The following is a 19,865-nucleotide window of genomic DNA, read 5'->3' as shown; positions in this document are numbered from 1 at the left end:
GTGCGCATGACCCTGACTTTACTGCCGCTGGTGTGCGCCTGCTGCGCCCTGCTTGCCGCCTGCGACAATGGCAAAAAGGCGCCGCTCGCCCAAGCCAGCGGCGATGCCGCTCGCGGCAAGCTGCTGATGGCGCAGTACCAGTGCGGCGCCTGCCATGCGATCGCCGGCGTGCCTGCCGCGCGCGGCGTGGTGGGTCCGTCGCTTGACGGCTATGGCCGGCGCAGCTACATCGCCGGCCACATCCCCAACGCGCCCGAGGCGCTCGCGCGCTGGATCGTCGATCCGGCCGCCCTCAAACCCGGCACCAGCATGCCGGCGATGGGCGTGTCGCCCGACGATGCGCGCGATATGGCCGCCTACCTGACGGAGTTGCGATGAACGCGTCCGACGCGCCGGTGCCCGGCATCGCCTGGCAATCGGTGCTGCACCCGGCGGGCCCCGATGCGGCCATCATCCTGCAGCTGACATGGATCCTGTTCATCGGCGGCGCCGTGCTGTTCGTCGCGGTGATGGCGTTGTGCGCGGTGAGCCTGCGGCGCGGCAGCGCCGGCAGGCCGAAGATCAAGCCGATGGTCTGGCTGCTCGGCGGCGGCGTGCTGCTGCCGCTGGTGCTGCTGTCCGCGCTGCTGGTGTTCGGCACGTGGCGCTCGGTCCAGCTGACGCAGCCGTCGTCGCAGCACGCGGTCAAGATTGCCGTGATCGGCCACATGTGGTGGTGGGAAGTGCGCTACAGCCATCCCGGCGGCCGCGAGGACGTGGTGCTTGCCAACGAAATCCGGCTGCCGGTGGGCCAGCCCGTGTACCTGGGCTTGAGCAGCGCGGACGTGATCCACAGTTTCTGGGCGCCTGCGCTGGCCGGCAAGGTCGACATGATTCCCGGCCGCGTGCACGGCATGACCTTGCAGGCCGACCGCGCCGGCGTTTATCGCGCCCAGTGCGCCGAGTACTGCGGCGAGCAGCATGCGCGCATGGCGCTGCACATCGTGGCCCAGCCGCCCGAACAGTTCCGGGCGTGGCTGATGGCGCAGGCGCAGCCGGCCAAGGCGCCGTCATCGGCCGAGGTGGCGCACGGCCGGCGCGCCTTTGTCGCGCAGCGGTGCAGCGCCTGTCACACGGTGCGCGGGGTGACGGATCCGGCGGCGGCAGCGTCCACCGTGCGCGCAGCCGATATCGGCGCGCCCGACCTCACCCACTTCGGCAGCCGTTTGTACCTGGGCGCCGGCGCGCGGCCGAACAACCGCGCCAACCTGGCCGCCTGGATCGCTGACCCGCACATCGCCAAACCCGGCGTGCGCATGCCCGCCAGCACCGACATGGACCCGGCCACGCTCACAGCGCTGGCCGCCTACCTGGAAAGCCTGCAATGACCGCCGCCACCGAATCCCCGCGCGAGCTGCCCAGCTCACTGCCGCGACCGCCCGACGAGCTGGAAAAACTTGAACGCGTCTGGCGCACGCCGCGCGGCCTGGCGTTCTTCAGCACCGTCAATAACACCAATATCGGCCTGCTGTACATCGGCACCGCGCTGCTGTTCTTCATCCTGGCTGGCATCCTGGGCCTGCTGATCCGCGCGCAGCTGGCCGTGCCCGACGCCGGCCTGCTCACGCCTGCCACCTACAACCAGGTCTTCACCATGCATGGCACGGTGATGATGTTCTTGTTTGCGATACCGGTGGTGGAGGCGATCGCCGTCTATCTGCTGCCCGGCATGCTGGGCGCGCGCGACCTGCCGTTTCCGCGCCTGTCCGCCTATGCCTACTGGGCCTACGCGGTGGGCGGCCTCGGATTTTTCACCAGCCTGTTCGTCGGCCTGGCGCCCGATGGCGGCTGGTTCATGTACCCGCCGCTGACCGGCAAGCAATATTCGCCGGGCCTCAACGCCGACTTCTGGCTGCTGGGCATCGGCTTCATCGAAATCTCAGCCATTGCCGGCGCCATCGAACTGATCGTCGGCATCCTGTTTACGCGTGCGCCGGGCATGACGCTGGCGCGCATGCCCGTGTATGCATGGGCCATGCTGGTGGTCGGCGTGATGATCGTGTTCGCCTTCCCGGCCGTCATCGCCGGCACCACCCTGCTGGAAATGGAGCGCGCCTTCGACTGGCCATTCTTCATCCCGGATCGCGGCGGCGACCCGGTGCTGTGGCAGCACCTGTTCTGGTTCTTCGGCCATCCCGAGGTGTACATCATCTTCCTGCCGGCGGCGGGCATGGTCTCGACCATGATACCGGCGCTGGCCGGCACGCCGCTGGTCGGCCACCGCTCCATCGTCGCCGCGCTGGTGGTCGTCGGTTTCTTCAGCTTCGCGCTGTGGGCGCACCATATGTTTACGGCCGGCCTGGGCGTGCTGGAAACCAGCCTGGTCTCGGCCGCCAGCATGGCGGTGGCGATACCGACCGGCGTGCAGGTTTTCGCCTGGCTGGCCACCATGTGGCGCGGCCAGCTGCGCATGGTTGCGCCCACGCTGTTCCTGCTCGGCTTCCTGTTCATCTTCGTGCTGGGCGGCCTGACCGGGGTGATGGTGGCGCTGCTGCCGTTCGACTGGCAGGCCCACGATACCTATTTCATCGTGGCCCACCTGCACTACGTGCTGATCGGCGGGCTGGTGTTCCCGATGTTCGCGGCCATGTACTACTGGATGCCGCTCATCAATGGCAACAAGCTCTCCGAACAGGTCGGGCGCTGGGTGTTCGGGCTGATGTTCGTCGGCATGAACCTGGCGTTCTTCCCGATGCATATCGCCGGCCTGCTCGGCATGCCGCGCCGCGTGTACACCTACGGCGCCGAGATGGAGTGGGATGGTTACAACCTGGCCTCGTCGGTCGGGGCGCTGGTGCTGGCCCTCGGCGTGCTGCTGTTTATCGTGGACGCCGTGCGCACGCTGCGCCGGCCCGCGCGCGCAGCGGGCAATCCGTGGCAGGCCGCCACGCTCGAATGGCTGCCGAATGAAGACTACGCGACACGCAGCATTCCCGACGTGCGGTCGCACGAGCCGCTGTGGGATTGCCCCGAGCTGATGACCGAAGTGCCGGCCGGGCTTCACTGGCTGCCCGGCACCGCCACCGGCCGCCGCGAAACCATCATCACCAGCCCGGTCAGCGCCCGTCCGCTATACCTGCAGATCCTCCCCGGCGACAGCTGGTGGCCGCTGATCGCGGCCGTCGGCACGGCCGGTTTTTTCCTGCTGCTGACGATCGAGTGGACGCTGGTGGCAAGCACCTGCGGCATCGTGGCCGTGACCGGCGTGGTGATCTGGATGTGGCAGTCGGACCGGCTGCCGATGCAGCGTACGGCCCAGGTGAGCGACACGGTGGCGCTGCCGGTGGGCGCCAGCGGACCCGCCGCCCATTCCTGGTGGGGCACGATGATCATGCTGGTGGTCGATGCGACCATCTTCGCGTCGTTCCTGTTTGCCCACATCCACACCACGATGCGGCTCGACGTCTGTCCACCGCCGGGCAGCCGGGTGCCGGACGCGTTCTGGCCACTGCTGTCGTGCACGCTGCTGGCCGCCGGCTCGGCGCTGATCGAGTGGGTGCGCCGCATCGACGCCACCGTCGGTAACGGTCGGCTGAAAGTGTCGATGGTGCTGGCCGCGCTGGCCTGCGTGCTCGGTGCATTTGCCGGCGACTTGCGCAGCCAGTTCCTGGCCGGGCTCGAACCGACCGCCAATGCCTGGGCAGCGACGATTGCCGCCATGCTGTCGTACCAGGGACTGCACGTGGTGGTGCTGACCATCCTGGCGCTGTACCTGGTGGCGCGCACGTGGAGCGGAAGGCTGACTGCGGTCAACCGCGCCACGCTCGACAACTGCGCGCTGGTCTGGCACTACGCCACGCTGCAGGGCGTGACCATCGCCGTGGTGCTGCAGGCGCTGCCCTGGCTGATGGAGCGATGATGCGCACCCGCGACCGTTTATTGTCCCGCGTTTTGACCGTCACGCTGCCGCTGTTGGTCTGGGGCGTGCATTTCTTCTTTTGCTATGCCTGGGCAGCGGTGGCGTGCGAGCGCGGCGCCGGCGCCACGTTGGCGCTGGCGGCAGCGTCCGTGCTGGCTGCCGCGGTCTCGGCGGTGCTGCTGGCGCGGGCGCTGCGCCGCGTGTGCGCCCGGGGGCAGGGGGGCGCCGCACTGCATGACTGGGCCGCGCTGGCGATTGCGGCGCTGGCGCTGGTGGCCATCGCCTGGTCGTGCGTGCCGCTGCTGATGGTCGATCTGTGCGCGGGGCCCGGCTTTATTTGAGCGTCTGCTGCAGATGGCTGCGCACGATGTGATCGAGCTGGCCGCTGCGTTTGAGATCGTCGATGGCGGTGTCGAACTGGCGCACGAAGTCCGCCTTGAACGGAAAGCGGCCCTGGTCGCGGCTGGTGTACCCGAGGTAGCCTCTCTTGACCGCGATGACTGCAGCCTCCACCACTTCGGTACGCAGCGCGGCGTCGGTCAGCCGGCCGTCAGCTTCGAGCTGGCGCGTGGTCCACGCGATGGCGTAGCGGTCGTTGATGTAGCAGTCGATGCGCCCGAGCTTGAGCTTGAGGATGTTGGCGGCGCTGTCGCGCGCCTCGGACACGCGCATGCGGCCCGCCCGCACGGCCTGGTCGAATGCCTCGCCGCCGACGATGAAGCCGGCGTTGTTGCCGATGGTGAGCCCTTAGAAATCCTGCGGCCACTGCCTGCCGCGTCCCTTGAGCACACTTTTGCGGCAGACGGCAACCACATGTTCCTCGTGCAGCGGGCGCGAATAGGGCCAGGTCCACGGTTCATCGCGGGTATTCATGTAGGGCGGGTAGAGCGCAAAGCCGGCGCCCGACTGCAGCAGCGCCATGCCGCGCTTCCATGGCAGCGGCTTGATCGCCACCTTGTAGCCATGCATGCGCGCTAGCGCGGCCGTGACGATCTCGTGGTACAAGCCGGCAGCCTTGCCGCCCTGGTCATAGGAATAGGGCGGGTAACCGGCATCGGCGTAGATGGTCACGGCGATGTCGTCCGCGCGCGCGATGCCGGTCAGCAGCGCTGTTGCCATGACCGTCAAAAGAATACGGCTGCCGCCGGTGTCCATCATTGCGCTCCGAACAGTGGGTAAAGAGGAGTTTCCCTATGCTAACACCAGCCGGTGTCGAGCGCAGGCGCCGCAGGCTCTATACTGGCGCGTTTTCCTCGTCACCGATTACCCAGCATGTTAAAACAATCACGCCTGCCGCCGCGCAGGACAAGCGATACACCGGAACAGGCGCAGGCCCGCAGAATCGCCCGGGAAGAGAAGGACGCACAGATCCGCGGCGTGCGCTCGATCGCCGAGATGCGCGAGGCCATCCGCCACGCCAGCCGCGCGCTGCCGGTGCTCACCGACGTGCCACGCTACGGTCAGCTCGACGCGGCGGCGTTCCGCACCCGCGCCGCGCAAGGCTTGCCCTTCCTGATCACGGACGTGGTAGGGCGCTGGCCGCTGTGCCGGTTCACGCCGCAGCAGCTGCGCGAACGATACGGCGACGTGCCGGTGCGCGCCCGCGTGGGCGACTACATCGGCAACGCCTTTGCCGCCGACCGCCCGATGCGCGACATGACAATGCGCGACTACCTCGACATCTCCCTGGCCGGCACCGATGATTTGCCGCCGTACGTCGGCAATCTCGAACTGCGCGAATTGAACGGCATGTGTCACTGGCCCGGCTATTTTCAGAAAATGGGCCCGCCGCGATTCTGGCTCGGCCCCGTACGCACCATGACGCCGCTGCACTGCGATTACGACGACAACGTCTTCGCCCAGATCTGGGGAAGCAAGCGCATCTTCCTGGCGCCACCGCACCACGATGCCTTCCTGTATCCGAAGGAAGCGAACGCCATCCTGTTCGGCTCGCCCTTCGACCCCGAAGCCCCCGATTACGACCGTTACCCGCTGGCCCGCCAGGCCCGCTGCACGGAGGTCATCGTCCACCCCGGCGACCTGCTGTTCGTCCCCGCCGGCTGGTACCATCAGGTCCGCGCCCTGACGTTCTCGCTGTCGTCGAACCGCTGGGCGCGCGGCGTCCCGCTGGCGCTGACCCATCCGGATTCGGGAACCGATCCGGCAGCCGGACAGTTTTGAACCTTGCGGCGCTGCGCTTGTCACCATCGCGATGGCCTCGTCTCGCATTAAACCAGTCTCATGCATAAGCGAAGTTATGTACGCTAAATAACATTGCTAGCACATTTCGATTTGGAAAGCTATTGGACAGGCGAACTTTTTGTTGTTATAATTGATGCATATTTACAACAGCTGTAACAAGTAGCAACAGATAAGTCGCACTGACACGCGCCAGTGCTGTAACAATTTCACGCAACGTTGCTGCCGGTTGTACGCCACCTCCAGCGTGGCGCGCGACTCACGGGCTCCCCGCCCATATCAGGACTGCCTGGCGCCGCGCTGGAGCGGCGCCCGCCCCTTGTACGTCACTTGCTTGCGTGCGCATTCGCGCCGCGACATCGCCGACGCTATTCGCTACACATTCGCCGCCGCAGCCTCATGGCTTGCAGCGTTCCATCCATTCGTCCAATCGAGGGAGAACCACGACGTGGCTAAACAAATTATTATCGACCATATCTTCAAGGTCTTCGGCGACCAGCCCGACGCAGCGCTGGCCATGGTCCGCCAGGGCGCCAGCAAGCAGGAGATCCTGGCGCAGACCGGCTGCACCATCGGCGTGTTCGACGCCACCTTTACCATCGAGGCGGGCGAGATCTTCGTCATCATGGGCTTGTCCGGTTCTGGCAAATCCACGCTGGTGCGCATGCTCAACCGCCTGATCGAGCCGACCGACGGCCGCATCATGGTCGATGGCAGCGACATCAACACGCTGCCCGACAAGGAGCTGCGCGCTCTGCGCCGCAAGGACATCAGCATGGTGTTCCAGTCGTTCGCGCTGCTGCCGCAGCTGACGGTGCTCGACAACACCGCCTTCGGCATGGAACTGGCCGGCATTCAGAAAGCCGAACGCCATGCGGCCTCGCTCGAGGCGCTCGAGCAGGTGGGCCTGGCCGGCTACGCTGCCAGCTATCCGGACGAACTGTCGGGCGGCATGCAGCAGCGCGTGGGCCTGGCCCGGGCGCTGGCCTGCGACCCGTCGATTCTGCTGATGGACGAAGCGTTTTCCGCGCTCGACCCGATCATGCGCACCGAGATGCAGTCCGAGCTGCTGCGCCTGCAGCAGATCAAGCGCCGCACCATCGTCTTCATTTCGCACGACCTCGATGAGGCGATGCGCATCGGCGACCGCGTGGCCATCATGAAGGACGGTCACGTGGTGCAGGTCGGGACGCCCGAAGAGATCCTGCGCAAGCCGGCCAACGACTACGTGCGCAATTTCGTGCGCGGCGTCGATGCCGCTGCCGTGTTCAAGGCCAGCGATATCGCCCGCAAGAGCCAGATCGTGGTGTCGGAGTCGCCCAGCCGCGGCTCGCGCGCTGCGCTGTCGATGCTGGAAGAGCAGGACCGCGCCTACGCCTACGTGGTCAGCCCGCAGCGCAAATACCTGGGCGTGGTCTCGGCCGATTCGCTGCGCACTGCGCTCGACGGCCATGTCGGCCCGCTCGGCCTGGCGCACGCCTATCTGCCCGACGTGCAGACCATCGATGCCGACGAACCGGTGGCCGGCCTGTTCGGCCAGGTGGCGCAGCTGCCGTACGCGGTGCCCGTGGTGTCCAGTGACGGCACCTTCCGAGGCGCCATCAGCAAGACCACCTTGCTGAAGTTCCTCGATCGCGAGACGCCAGCCATCGCCGAACCCCAAGTACAGAAAGGACAAGCATGAACACCGTTAACGCAGCTACCGCCAATGCGGCCAATGCGGCCAATGCGGCCAGCGTCGCCCAGTCGACCGCCGAGCAGGCGGCACAGAATCCGTGGCTGCCGCAGCCGCCCACCGACACCTCGTGGCTCGACGCCGCCGGCTCGGCAGCCGCGCCGGCGCACGCCAGCGGTTTCCACGTCTCGCAGCTGTTCGACGGTTCGCTGCCGCTCGAATCGTGGATCAACCAGGGGCTGGGCTGGGTCGTCGCCAACTTCCGGCCGTTCTTCCAGGCGGTGCGCACGCCGATCGACGCTACCCTGAACGGCGTGAGCGACATGCTGCTGGCCGTGCCGGCGCTGGCGATCATCGCCATCGTCGGCCTGCTGGCCTGGCAGCTGACCAGCCGCGCGCTGGCCATCGGCACCGTCGTCGCGCTGGCGGTGGTGGCGATGCTGGGCATCTGGCCCGAGGCGATGATCACGCTGTCGCTGGTCCTGACCTCGCTGGCGTTCTGCATCGTGATCGGCCTGCCGCTGGGGATCTTCCTGGCCAATAGCGATCGCGCGCAAAACATCCTGCGTCCGCTGCTCGACGCCATGCAGACCACCCCTGCATTCGTGTACCTGGTGCCGGTGGTGATGTTGTTCGGTATCGGTAACGCCCCGGGCGTGATCGTCACCATCATCTTCGCGCTGCCGCCGCTGGTACGCCTGACCAACCTCGGCATCCGCCAGGTGCGTCCAGACCTGATCGAAGCGGCGCGCGCCTACGGCGCTTCGCCGTGGCAGCTGCTCTCGCGCGTGCAGTTCCCGCTGGCGATGCCGTCGATCATGGCCGGTATCAACCAGTCGCTGATGCTGTCGCTGTCGATGGTGGTGATCGCCTCGATGATCGCGGTCGGCGGCCTGGGCCAGATGGTGTTGCGCGGTATCGGCCGCCTTGACATGGGACTGGCCACCGTGGGCGGCCTCGGTATCGTGCTGCTGGCCATTACGCTCGACCGCCTGACGCAGGCGATGGGCCAGCCGCGCCGCGGCGTGCGCCACTGGTACCACACCGGCCCCGCCGGCCTGGTGATGCGCCTGCTGGGCCGGGGCCCCGCGTCGAGCGCTGCACCGGCCGAAGACGCAGCGCCCGTAAAGGATACCGTGCCGGCCAAGCTGGCCACCCAATAAGAAAGGAACAGCATGAATCAAGTCAAACACTTCAATGTCACCCGCAAGTCGCAGCGCAAGTTCCAGTGGCTGTCGTTCCTCGGCATCGCGGCACTGGTGCTCGGCACCAGCCTGGCCATGGCGCAAACGCCAAACGCCAGCCTGCCCGGCAAGGGCATCAAGGTGCAGGCGCTGCAAAGTCCGATCGCGGAGGAGACCTTCCAGACCATGCTGGTCGAGCGCGCGCTGGAAAAGCTCGGCTACGAGATGCAGCCGGTGAAGGAGGTCGAGTACCCGACCGCGCACATCGCGGTGGCCAATGGCGACGCCACCTTCCTGGCCGTGCACTGGGACCCGCTGCACAAGGATTACTATGACAACGCCGGCGGCGACGCCAAGCTGATGCGCGTGGGCCAGTACGCCGGTCCCGCTGCGCAGGGCTACCTGATCGACAAGGCCACCGCCGACAAGTACCACATCACCAACATCGACCAGTTGCGCGACCCGAAGATCGCCAAGCTGTTCGACCATGACGGCGACGGCAAGGCCGACCTGACCGGCTGCAATCCGGGCTGGGGTTGCGAGGCGATGATCGAGAACCACATGGATGCCTACAAGCTGCGCGCCACCGTGCAGCACGTGCAGGGCAGCTACTCGGCGCTGATTGCCGACACCATCGGTCGTTACAAGCGCGGCCAGTCCATCCTGTACTACACCTGGACCCCGTACTGGGTCAGCGGCGTGCTGGTGCCGGGCAAGGACGTGACGTGGTTGCAGGTGCCGTTTTCGTCCAACCCGGACAAGACCGATACCCGCATGGCCGACGGCAGCGATTACGGCTTTGCCGTCAACACCACCCGCATCGTGGTCAACCGCGCCTGGGCCGAAAAGAATCCGGCTGCCCTGAAGCTGTTCGAAGTGATGCGCCTGCCGATCGCCGACATCAACGCCCAGAACGAACGCATGCGCAGCGGCCAGAACACCGAGGCCGACATCGCCCGCCACACGGCCGGCTGGATCAAGTTCCACCAGAAGCAGTTCGATGGCTGGATTGCGCAGGCCAAGGCTGCGGCAACGCCGCAATAAGCCGGCAACAAGCCGCAATACAGCGTCACCGCCGGCAGGCAACAGCGTCGCGGTGACGCAGCAGCCGGTCAGCGCTGGCGGCTGGCGTTCATCTCGATCAGGATGCGGTCCAGGTCTTGCTGCATGGCCGGCGACAGGTTGACGAACTGGCAGCCGATCTGCACCTGCTCGCCGAGCAGGAAGGAGCGGAACGTGCGCGACAGCCGTATTTCGAGGTCGGCGATCAAGACCGCGTCCGGGCCCAGTTCCAGGCGCACCCGTTGTAACTTGCGTCCCACGTGCAGGCCGACGGTGTCGCGTGGCGGCGCCCGCATGCCCACGCCGCCGGCCGAAAAATCGTACAGCTGCAGTTCGTACGGCTTGCCGTTCAGGACGAACGACGCCATGTAATAGATGCCGAGCGGCGTCTCAAGCCGGGTCGACGAGCGCCGGTTGAGCACCTGGCAATGCAGCGGGAAGTCGAGCGGGAGCAGGGTGGGCTGGTCGGGCACCGGCGTCCAGTTGTCGTAGGCAAGACTGAACTGCATCTTGGACGAGCGCAGCCAGGCGACGAAGGTCGCTTCGCCCGGCGGGATGAACTCTCCCTCGTTCAGTTCGAACGTGAAGTGGGGCAGCTCGGGGTGCACGGCCTTGATGCGCCCCAGCACCACGGTGCCGGTGCTGGCCGGGTACACCGAGACCGGATCGCCGTTCTGCGCCATCAGCGACAGGGCTTCGGCGATGTCCTGCTCGTCGCTCATGTCGTGCTGATGGGAACCCGGCGCGATCGGCTCCACCGCGTCTTTCAGCAGCGGTGGTCCACGGCGCATGGTAATGGGGAGGTGATCGTTCACGACGGCATATCTCTTCTCTAACTTTGCCCTGCAAGGCCGAAATCGGACAGTGTATCGCCTAAATCGGCGTTTGGCTTGCAGTGCGGCAAGTTATTTTAACTCGCGGTGCTGATTTGCCTAAAACTGTTCGTCGGCGCGCAGGTAGCGCCACTGGCCGACCGGCAGGTCGCCCAGCTTGACCTTGCCGATGCGCACGCGCTTTAAGCCCACCACTTTCAGGCCTACCATGTCGCACATGCGGCGGATCTGGCGCTTTTTGCCTTCGCGCAGCGTAAAACTGAGCTGGTCGTCGTTCTGCCAGCGCACCTTGGCCGGCAGCAGCGGCTTGCCGTCCATCCACAGGCCGTGGTTGAGCTTTTTCAGGTCGCTGTCGGGCAGCTTGCCCGGCTTCGTGTATTCGACCCGCACCAGGTATTCCTTGTCCACCTCGGTGGTCTCGCCGATCAGCTGCTTGGCCACGCGGCCGTCCTGGGTCAGCACCAGCAGGCCGACCGAGTCGATGTCGAGCCGGCCGGCCGGCACCAGCGAGCGCAGTTGGGTCGGGTGGAACTGCTCGGGCGACGGATCGTCGGCCCAGCGGTTTTCCGGCTTGACCAGCACCACGGCCGGCTGGTAGCCGTCTTCGGCCTGGCCGCTGACATAGCCCACCGGCTTGTTGATCAGGACCGTCACGCGTTTCGACTGCTCGGCGGCGGCCTGGCGCTCGACCGACACGCGCTGGCTCGGGTAGATCTTGGTGCCCAGTTCGGACACCACCTTGCCATCGACGCGTACCCAGCCGCGCGCGATCCATTCGTCGGCTTCGCGGCGCGAGCACAGGCCCAGTTCGGACATGCGTTTGGACAGGCGTAATAATTCTTCTGACATGATGCTTCTTTATAGAGTGGTGATGTGCGCTAGACCTTCATGGCCTCGAGCAGGTCGGTTTCCAGCTGCAGCTGGTGGCGCGGGTTGCCTAGCGCTGCGCCGTCGATCAGGAACACGTCTTCCACGCGCTCGCCCAGCGTCATCACCTTGGCCGTGTGCAGGTTGAGGCGATACTTGGCCAGCACGTTGGCGATCGCGTACAGCAGCCCGGTGCGGTCGTTGGCGGCGATCGACAGCAGGTAGTACTGCCCGCGCTCGTCCGGGCGCAGATCCACGGTGGGCTGGATCGGGAACGTGCGCGACAGCCGCGACAGGCGGCCCCTGGCCGGCGGCGACAGCGGCTCGGCGCGGGTGAGGGCGGCGCACAGCTCGTGCTCGATCAGGCTGATGATGTCGCGGTAGCTGTTGGCGAAATTCTGCGCCGTCACCAGGAAGGTGTCGAGCGCGTAGCCATGGCGCGTGGTGTGGATCTTGGCGTCGAGGATGCTGAAGTTCTTGCGGTCGAAATAATTGCAGATGCGCGCGAACAGGTCGGGCTGGTCGCGCAGGTACACGGCCACCTGCAGGCCTTCGCCGATCGGCGCCAGGCGGCACTTGACCACCGGCTGCTCGCCGGTGAAGCGGTCGTACAGGGCGCGCGTCTGCCAGGCGATGTCGGAAGCGTCGTGGCGCAGGAAATAGGCGACGTCGAGCTGCTGCCAGAACGGCAGGTGGGCTTCCGGCGCCAGGCCGTACAGGCGCAGCGTGGCCAGCGCCTCCTGCTGGCGGTTCTGCAGCTCGTGGTCGGCGCTGTGCGGCTGGCCGCCCAGCACGCGCCGCGTCACGCGGTACAGGTCTTCGAGCAGCTTGGCCTTCCAGGCGTTCCACACCTTGGGACTGGTGCCGCGGATGTCGGCCACCGTCAGCAGGTACAGCGCGGTCAGGTGGCGCTCGTCGCCAACCTTGCGGGCGAAGGCGGCGATCACGTCGGGATCGGACAGGTCCTGCTTTTGCGCCACCTGCGACATGTCGAGGTGGTGCTCGACCAGGAACGACACCAGTTCGGTGTCGGCCTCGCTCATGCCGTGGTCGCGGCAGAACTGCTCGGCATCGACCTTGCCCAGCGTGGAGTGGTCGCCGCCGCGGCCCTTGGCGATATCGTGGAACAGCGCGCCCAGGTACAGCAGCCAGGGCTGGCCGAAGTTGGCCATCAGCTGGCTGCAGAACGGGTACTCGTGCGCGTGTTCGGCCATCGAGAAGCGCCGCATATTGCGCACCACCATCAGGATGTGCTGGTCCACCGTGTACACGTGGAACAGGTCGTGCTGCATCTGGCCGACGATCTTGCGGAAGTTCGGCAGGTAGCGGCCCAGGATCGACAGGTCGTTCATGCGCCGCAGCGCGTGGATGATGCCCTGCGGCGCCTGCAGGATGCGCAGGAACAGCGCGCGGTTGGCCGGATCGGCGCGGAACGCGGCGTCGATCAGGAAACGCTCGTTCCACAGCGCGCGCATGGTGCGCGAGGTCATGCCCGTGAGCGACGGGCGCTCCGTCATCAGCACGAAAATTTCGAGGATGGCCGACGGCGTCTGCGTGAACGTGTCGTCGTCGCGCATGTCGATCAGGCCGTTGACGTCGTTGAAGCGGTCATTGATCTGCTCCGCGTGTCCGGCGCGCGGGAACAGCCGCTCCTCGATGTTTTGCAGCAGGATCGTGTTGAGCTGGGTGACCGCCTTGGCGGCCCAGTAGTAGCGCTGCATCAGGTACTCGCTGGCGCGCCGCAGCTCGGCCCCCGATCCCGTGTTTTCCAGTCCCAGCGATTCGGCGATCGCCGTCTGCACGTCGAACAGCAGGCGGTCTTCGCGCCGGCCCGCGTGCAGGTGCAGGCGCACGCGGATGTCCTTGAACGCGCGCTCCTTTTCCATCAGGCCCTTGGCTTCGGTCTGTGTGATCAGGCCGCTGGTGGACAGGGTGCGCCACGAGTTGGCCAGGCCGGCCGCCTTGACCAGCCACAGGATCACCTGCAGGTCGCGCAGGCCGCCCGGGCTTTCCTTGCAGTTCGGCTCCAGGCTGAATGCCGTGTCCTCGTACTTGGCGTGGCGCTGGCGCATCTCCAGCAGCTTGGCCTGGAAGAACGCTTGCGGATCCATCGCGGCCCGGTAGCGCTGCTGCAGCTGGTCGAACAGCGGCTCGTCGCCGCAGATCAGGCGCGCTTCGAGCAGGCTGGTTTGCACGGTGATGTCGGCCTTCGATTCGCTCAGGCATTCATCGACGGTACGGATGCTGCTGCCGATTTCCAGCCCCAGGTCCCACAGCAGCTGCACCAGCGCCTCGAGCTTTTCGGTGGTGGCGGCGTCGGGCGCGTGCTCGAGCAAAATCAGCAGATCGACATCGGAATACGGGAACAGTTCGCCGCGGCCATAGCCGCCGACGCCGACCAGCGCCGTGTTGGCGGGCAGGCGCGCATGGTGCCAGGCCGTGGTCAGCACCGCATCGACGCTCTGGCGCAGGCTGCGCAGCAGCTTTTCCGGCATGCCGTCGGCGCGGAAGGTGTCGATGATGGCCTGGCGCTCGGCCTTGAGCTGGCCGCGCAGGCCGGCGATGCGCTGTTCCCGGAGTTCCTTGTCCATGGGGCGGTTTATTTGCCGGCGTTGGTGATGAAGGCCGGCGGCGGCGGGCTGCCGGCCGACAGGGTCAGCACTTCGTAACCGGTCTCGGTCACCAGCACCATGTGTTCCCACTGCGCCGACAAGCTGCGGTCCTTGGTCTTGATGGTCCAGCCGTCGCCCATCTCGCGGATCTCGCGCTTGCCGGCATTGATCATCGGCTCGATGGTGAAGATCATGCCCGGCTTCAGTTCCTCCAGCGTGCCCGGCTTGCCGTAGTGGAGCACCTGCGGCTCCTCGTGGAACACCTTGCCGATGCCGTGGCCGCAGAATTCGCGCACCACGCTGTAGCCGGCCTTCTCGGCATGCTGCTGGATGGCGTGGCCGATGTCGCCCAGGTGGGCGCCCGGTTTGACCTGGGCGATCCCGAGCCACATGCACTCGTAGGTGATCTCCGATAAACGCTTGGTCATGATCGACGGTTCGCCGATCAGGAACATGCGGCTGTTGTCGCCGTGGTAGCCGTCCTTGATGACGGTGATGTCGAGGTTGACCGAGTCGCCGCTCTTGAGCACCTTGTCGCCGGGGATGCCGTGGCAGATGACGTCGTTGACCGAGGTGCAGATGGCCTTGGGGTAGGGCGTGTAACCGGGCGGCTGGTAGTTGAGCGGCGCCGGGATCGTGCCCTGCACATTGGTCATGTACTCGTGGCACAGGCGGTCGAGTTCACCGGTGGTGACGCCGGCCTTGACGAACGGGGTGATGTAGTCGAGCACCTCGGAGCCGAGGCGGCCGGCCACGCGCATGCCTTCGATGTCTTCGGGCGATTTGATGGAAATGGACATAAGCTGGATATTCTGTGTATGGAGGCTGAACGGGCGCGGGCGGCGAACGGAGCGGGTCGGCCCGGCGCCAGCTGATAAGGTGGAATTATAGACGAGGCGTGCGCGCGGTGGCAGCTTGTGGCCCCGGCGCCGCCAGCCTTGCCCTGTGCGCGGGCCGCGCCGCCGCACGGAAGAACGCCGTCGGCGCCGCCCGCGCAGGCTAACGGCGGCGGCGCCGGCGTACGCGCAGGCAGCCGATCAAGCCCAGTCCGGCCAGCAGCATGGTCCAGGTGCCGGCCTCGGGGACCGGCGTGGCCGGCTGGTCGGTGACCGGGCCGCGGGTGCCGGCCAGCTGGCGCGGCTTGTGCGGCAGGGCCGCATAGTCCGCGACCGGCGCCCACGCCGGCGGCAAGACCGGCGTGCCGAGCATGACGCGCACCCGCTCGTCGTCCTGCTCCGGCGCGTCGATCAGGCCGAGTTCATAGGTACCCACGTGGCCGGTCCAGTCGATCTCCGGTGTTTTTTCGACCGGCTGCCGGGCCGCCACCGCGGGCGGTTCCGATGGCGGCATCTGGCGCGGGTCGCGCTGCGCCTCGGGCCGCCCATCGGACCCAAGCTCGGGCCCGCCCGCGGGGCGGCCGTCGCGCCGGACGATGCGGCTGACATTGCCGCAGATCTGCGGCACCAGGATGCAATGGCCATCGGCGCAATACACGGCGCCCGGTTCGGTGTGGCGGGGGCTCCACCTGGCGCGGCTGACCGTGTGGCACAACTGGTCTTTGCCGAAATGCATGTCGCGGATGGCCGCGTCATACGTGTGTCCACCCGTGATGGCGTCGCGCGTGATGGTGACCGTGTCGTCCGGGTTGCCATACTGAAGACGGTATTTGAGGCTGGCGCGCACCTTGTCGGGCAAGTCCGGGTAGCGGTCGATCGCTGCGGCGATGCTGCCGGTGTAGGGATTGACGCCAGGCTGGTCCCAGGAGCAGTCGATCGGCGTGGTTGTGGTGGTGGCGAAAGCCAAGGCTACGGCAGACAGGACGGACATCTATACTCCGGAAAACGACGGTTGATCGCTGACGCTCATTGGAAATGATGACAGCAATATTGTCGCTGTGATAAAAATATTGGTCACGCACAAATATTACATGCGAAACACTTCCGTGTAACAATTTTTTGATGAAAGTGACGATTTGTTGCGTCATCAGCGCCGGTGGCGACGCATCGGCGCCACAGCGTGGGGTAGCGGCGGACCGCGGGCAGCGGCAGGGGCGCGGTAGTGCAGCGCTTGCCATGAAGCGCCGCTTCAGCATATAATCCCGGGTTGCCTGAATTCCGATCCGGGCAATGTAGTAAAAATAAACTATTTTTGTTAATAAACTCGAATCCGATCGACAAGGGTGCCTGGCCTAATCACCGGGTCACTGGTCGGATTCCAGACCCAACCCTGGAGTTAAAAAATGTCTGTAACGATGCGCGAAATGCTGGAAGCCGGTGTCCACTTTGGTCACCAAACCCGTTTCTGGAACCCAAAGATGGCACCGTTCATCTTCGGTCACCGCAACAAGATCCATATCATCAACTTGGAAAAGACGATGGGTATGTATCAGGAAGCGATGAAGCACGTTAAGCAAGTTGCTGCAAACCGCGGCACCATCCTGATGGTCGGCACCAAGCGCCAGGCGCGCGATATCATCGCTGCTGAAGCGCAACGCGCAGGCGTTCCTTTCGTCGACCAGCGCTGGCTCGGCGGCATGCTGACCAACTTCAAGACCATCAAGACTTCGATCAAGCGTCTGAAAGACATGGAAGCTCAGCTCGAAGACGGTTCGGTCGAGAAGCTGTCGAAAAAAGAAGCGCTGATGTTCCAGCGCGAGATCGCCAAGCTGCAAAAATCGATCGGCGGCATCAAGGACATGGGCGGCGTTCCTGACGCAATCTTCGTCGTTGACGTCGGCTACCACAAAGGCGCTGTCACCGAAGCCGCAAAACTGGGCATCCCGGTCATCGGCGTGGTCGATACCAACCACTCGCCAGAAGGCGTGAAGTACGTCATCCCAGGTAACGATGACTCGTCGAAAGCCATCACCCTGTACGCTCGCGGTGTGGCCGATGCGATCCTGGAAGGCCGTGCTGCTGCCGGTAACGAAGTAGTTGAAATGGTTAAAGCTGCCGCCGGCGACGAATTCGTCGAAGTCGAGCAGGCTTAATCGTTTGTCGCCGGCCGCGAAGGGCTTCCCTTCGTGGCCGGTCGCGGAAAAAAGGGGTGGCCACCAGCTCCCCCTTTTTTTTAACATCAATGGGTTAGAGCCATAACGGTTCCCCATCCCCCCGAATACCGAACAACAGGAGAAAACACATGGCAGCGATTACTGCAGCAATGGTAGGCGAACTGCGCGCGAAAACCGATGCGCCTATGATGGAATGCAAAAAAGCACTGACCGAAGCCGACGGCGACATGGGTCGTGCCGAAGAGATCCTGCGCGTCAAGCTGGGCGGTAAAGCGTCGAAAGCATCGTCGCGCGTGACCGCCGAAGGCGTGGTTGCCAGCTTCATCAATGGCGGCGTCGGCGCACTGGTCGAAGTGAACTCGGAAACCGACTTCGTTGCCAAGAACGACGACTTCCTGGCACTGGCCGCCAACGCCGCCAAGCTGGTCGCCGAGCACAACCCGGCCGACGTCGCAGCCCTGCTGGCTCTGCCAGCTGGCAACGGCCAGACCCTGGACGAAGTGCGCGCCGCCCTGATCGGTAAAATCGGCGAAAACATGTCGATCCGTCGCTTCAAGCGCTTCGACACCAGCGCCAAGCTGGCATCGTACCTGCACGGTTCGCGCATCGGCGTGATCGTCGAGTTCGACGGCGCCGACGAGCAGGTCGGTAAAGACGTGGCCATGCACATCGCCGCCATGAAGCCGGTCGCGCTGTCGTCGACCGACGTTCCAGCCGAACTGATCGAAAAAGAGCGTTCGGTGGCCCAGCTGAAGGCCGACGAAGATGCAGCCGCTGCGGTTGCCGCCGGCAAGCCAGCCCAGCCTGCCGACATCGTCGCCAAGCGCCTGGAAGGCTCGGTACAGAAGTACCTGAAGGAAGTGTCGCTGCTGAACCAGGCTTTCGTGAAAAACGACAAGCAGTCGATCGAGCAGATGCTGAAAGAAAAAGGCACCACGGTCAAATCGTTCACCATGTACGTGGTAGGCGAGGGCATCGAGAAGAAGGTAGACGATTTCGCAGCAGAAGTGGCCGCTCAAATGGCCGCCAACAAGGCTTAATCGCTTTGCAAGATCAGAAAACGGGCCGCGAGGCCCGTTTTTTTAGCCTGAACACGTAATATTATCTGTAATGCAATTAGAGCGCTGCTGGCGCCGCCTCGGGGAAGTCTCGGGGTATGATAGGCGCCGGCAGCCACCCGAAACCACCAACTTTAGGAGCCCCGTCTCATGTCCAAACCAGCCTACAAGCGTGTCCTCCTCAAACTGTCCGGCGAAGCGCTGATGGGGGATGACCCGTACGGCATCAACCGCAGCACCATCGAGCGGATGGTAGCTGATGTGGCCGAGGTCGCGAAACTGGGCGTGGAACTGGCGATCGTCATTGGCGGCGGCAACATCTTCCGTGGCGTCGCGCCCGGCGCCCAGGGCATGGACCGCGCCACCGCCGACTACATGGGCATGCTGGCCACCGTGATGAACGCGCTGGCGCTGGCCGACGCCATGCGCCATGTCGGCATCACCGCGCGCGTGATGTCGGCGATCGGCATCGAGCAGGTGGTCGAGCCGTATGTGCGCCCGAAAGCGCTGCAGTACCTGGAAGAAGGCAAGGTCGTCGTGTTCGCGGCCGGCACCGGCAACCCGTTCTTCACCACCGACACCGCCGCCGCCCTGCGCGGTTCCGAAGTGAGCGCCGAAATCGTGCTCAAGGCAACCAAGGTCGATGGCGTGTACACTGCCGATCCGAAGAAAGACCCGAGCGCCACGCTGTACCACAAGATCAGCTTTGACGAAGCGATCGCCAAGCAGTTGCAGGTCATGGACGCTACCGCGTTTGCGCTGTGCCGCGACCAGAAACTGCCGATCAAGGTGTTCTCGATCACCAAGCCCGGCGCGCTGATGCGCGTGATCATGGGCGAGGATGAGGGTACACTGGTTCACGTTTAAGATTCACCTATCCGTATACAGGAGAGCAGCAATGTCCGTAGCTGACGTTAAAAAGAATGCGCAGGAGCGCATGACCAAATCGCTGGAAACCCTGCGCGCCGACCTGGCCAAGGTCCGCACCGGCCGCGCCCACACCGGTATTCTCGACCACGTGATGGTCGAGTACTACGGTGCGCCGACCGCGCTGTCGCAGGTGGCCGGCATCAACCTGATCGACGCCCGCACCATCGGCGTCCAGCCGTTCGAGAAGCGCATGGCCTCGACCATCGAAAAAGCCATCCGCGACGCCGACCTGGGCCTGAACCCGTCGGCCCAGGGCGACATCATCCGCGTGCCGACCCCGCCGCTGACCGAAGAGCGCCGCAAGGAAATGGTCAAGCTGTGCAAGAGCGAAGCCGAAGATGCGAAAATCGCCGTGCGCAACATCCGCCGCGACGGTAACGAGTCGCTGAAAAAGCTGGTCAAGGACAAGTCGATCTCGGAAGACGACGAGCGCCGCGCCGTCGACGAGATGCAAAAACTGACCGACAAGTTCATCGCCGACATCGAGAAGATGGTCGCGGAGAAGGAAAAAGAAGTCCTGACGGTGTAAGCTTCAGC

Annotated in this window: 19 protein-coding genes; 12 read left to right on the top strand and 7 right to left on the bottom strand. The window is 65.2% G+C overall.

Features of this window, described 5'->3' with window-relative positions:
• The first annotated feature begins 6 nt into the window (after positions 1 to 6).
• The 4 genes from ASF61_RS11935 to ASF61_RS11920 are packed head-to-tail and all read left to right on the top strand — an operon-like array spanning position 7 to position 4,239.
• Complete coding sequence (locus tag ASF61_RS11935; RefSeq protein ID WP_056155935.1) at positions 7 to 378, top strand: cytochrome c family protein; 372 nt, start codon at positions 7 to 9, stop codon at positions 376 to 378.
• Complete coding sequence (gene coxB / locus ASF61_RS11930; RefSeq protein WP_056155933.1) at positions 375 to 1,367, top strand: cytochrome c oxidase subunit II; 993 nt, start codon at positions 375 to 377, stop codon at positions 1,365 to 1,367. The genes ASF61_RS11935 and coxB overlap by 4 nt, the downstream gene beginning before the upstream one ends.
• The gene (gene ctaD / locus ASF61_RS11925; RefSeq protein ID WP_056155930.1) at positions 1,364 to 3,898 is read left to right on the top strand and encodes a cytochrome c oxidase subunit I; all 2,535 of its coding nucleotides are present in this window, start codon (positions 1,364 to 1,366) and stop codon (positions 3,896 to 3,898) included. The genes coxB and ctaD overlap by 4 nt, the downstream gene beginning before the upstream one ends.
• Positions 3,895 to 4,239 (top strand): hypothetical protein, encoded by a 345-nt coding sequence (locus tag ASF61_RS11920; RefSeq protein WP_229205819.1) that lies wholly within the window; start codon positions 3,895 to 3,897, stop codon positions 4,237 to 4,239. Before ctaD ends, ASF61_RS11920 begins: the two co-directional genes overlap by 4 nt.
• Here ASF61_RS11920 and ASF61_RS24055 read toward each other — a convergent pair.
• Positions 4,232 to 4,570, bottom strand: a complete 339-nt coding sequence (locus ASF61_RS24055) for a transporter substrate-binding domain-containing protein (RefSeq protein WP_229205818.1) — start codon at positions 4,568 to 4,570, stop codon at positions 4,232 to 4,234. The genes ASF61_RS11920 and ASF61_RS24055 overlap by 8 nt on opposite strands.
• Before the next feature lie 75 nt (positions 4,571 to 4,645).
• Positions 4,646 to 5,056: a transporter substrate-binding domain-containing protein gene (locus ASF61_RS24050; protein WP_229205817.1), complete on the bottom strand. Its 411-nt coding sequence runs from the start codon at positions 5,054 to 5,056 to the stop codon at positions 4,646 to 4,648.
• 114 nt (positions 5,057 to 5,170) lie between these two features.
• On the opposite strand from ASF61_RS24050, the gene ASF61_RS11910 reads away from it, so the two are divergent.
• The 4 genes from ASF61_RS11910 (at position 5,171) to proX (ending at position 10,000) form a co-directional block, all read left to right on the top strand.
• Positions 5,171 to 6,079: a cupin-like domain-containing protein gene (locus tag ASF61_RS11910; RefSeq protein WP_056155923.1), complete on the top strand. Its 909-nt coding sequence runs from the start codon at positions 5,171 to 5,173 to the stop codon at positions 6,077 to 6,079.
• A 466-nt stretch (positions 6,080 to 6,545) separates the two neighbouring features.
• Positions 6,546 to 7,781, top strand: coding sequence for a glycine betaine/L-proline ABC transporter ATP-binding protein ProV (gene proV, locus ASF61_RS11905; RefSeq protein ID WP_056155920.1), 1,236 nt, complete (start codon positions 6,546 to 6,548; stop codon positions 7,779 to 7,781).
• Entirely contained in the window at positions 7,778 to 8,935 is a 1,158-nt protein-coding gene (gene proW, locus ASF61_RS11900) for a glycine betaine/L-proline ABC transporter permease ProW (RefSeq protein WP_056155917.1), read from the top strand. Before proV ends, proW begins: the two co-directional genes overlap by 4 nt.
• A 12-nt stretch (positions 8,936 to 8,947) precedes the next feature.
• Positions 8,948 to 10,000 (top strand): glycine betaine/L-proline ABC transporter substrate-binding protein ProX, encoded by a 1,053-nt coding sequence (proX, locus tag ASF61_RS11895; protein ID WP_056155914.1) that lies wholly within the window; start codon positions 8,948 to 8,950, stop codon positions 9,998 to 10,000.
• Between the two features lie 68 nt (positions 10,001 to 10,068).
• On the opposite strand, the gene ASF61_RS11890 is transcribed toward proX, so the two are convergent.
• From ASF61_RS11890 to ASF61_RS11870, 5 genes are all read right to left on the bottom strand, one after another.
• Positions 10,069 to 10,833, bottom strand: a complete 765-nt coding sequence (locus ASF61_RS11890; RefSeq protein ID WP_307155919.1) for a flagellar brake protein — start codon at positions 10,831 to 10,833, stop codon at positions 10,069 to 10,071.
• 117 nt (positions 10,834 to 10,950) lie between these two features.
• On the bottom strand, positions 10,951 to 11,700 hold the full coding sequence (locus ASF61_RS11885; protein ID WP_200919850.1) for a pseudouridine synthase: 750 nt from the start codon (positions 11,698 to 11,700) through the stop codon (positions 10,951 to 10,953).
• A 29-nt stretch (positions 11,701 to 11,729) separates the two neighbouring features.
• Positions 11,730 to 14,309 carry a [protein-PII] uridylyltransferase gene (locus ASF61_RS11880; protein ID WP_056155907.1) on the bottom strand — a complete coding sequence of 860 codons (2,580 nt, stop codon included), beginning with the start codon at positions 14,307 to 14,309 and terminating at the stop codon, positions 11,730 to 11,732.
• A gap of 8 nt (positions 14,310 to 14,317) precedes the next feature.
• On the bottom strand, positions 14,318 to 15,130 hold the full coding sequence (gene map, locus ASF61_RS11875) for a type I methionyl aminopeptidase (protein ID WP_056155903.1): 813 nt from the start codon (positions 15,128 to 15,130) through the stop codon (positions 14,318 to 14,320).
• 199 nt (positions 15,131 to 15,329) lie between these two features.
• Positions 15,330 to 16,157: an MHFG family PEP-CTERM protein gene (locus tag ASF61_RS11870; RefSeq protein ID WP_056155901.1), complete on the bottom strand. Its 828-nt coding sequence runs from the start codon at positions 16,155 to 16,157 to the stop codon at positions 15,330 to 15,332.
• Positions 16,158 to 16,569: 412 nt separating this feature from the next.
• On the opposite strand from ASF61_RS11870, the gene rpsB reads away from it, so the two are divergent.
• From rpsB to frr, 4 genes are all read left to right on the top strand, one after another.
• The gene (gene rpsB / locus ASF61_RS11865) at positions 16,570 to 17,319 is read left to right on the top strand and encodes a 30S ribosomal protein S2 (protein ID WP_056155898.1); all 750 of its coding nucleotides are present in this window, start codon (positions 16,570 to 16,572) and stop codon (positions 17,317 to 17,319) included.
• 149 nt (positions 17,320 to 17,468) lie between these two features.
• Entirely contained in the window at positions 17,469 to 18,380 is a 912-nt protein-coding gene (tsf, locus tag ASF61_RS11860) for a translation elongation factor Ts (RefSeq protein WP_082491548.1), read from the top strand.
• Between the two features lie 168 nt (positions 18,381 to 18,548).
• Complete coding sequence (gene pyrH, locus ASF61_RS11855) at positions 18,549 to 19,265, top strand: UMP kinase (RefSeq protein ID WP_056155891.1); 717 nt, start codon at positions 18,549 to 18,551, stop codon at positions 19,263 to 19,265.
• Positions 19,266 to 19,296: 31 nt separating this feature from the next.
• Entirely contained in the window at positions 19,297 to 19,857 is a 561-nt protein-coding gene (gene frr, locus ASF61_RS11850; RefSeq protein ID WP_056155889.1) for a ribosome recycling factor, read from the top strand.
• Positions 19,858 to 19,865: the final 8 nt, after the last annotated feature.

The organism is Duganella sp. Leaf126, from assembly GCF_001423125.1.
Classification (GTDB): Bacteria; Pseudomonadota; Gammaproteobacteria; order Burkholderiales; family Burkholderiaceae_D; genus Rugamonas.
The sequence above is the reverse complement of the archived record's forward strand: the minus strand, read 5'-3'. Positions and strand labels throughout refer to the sequence as shown.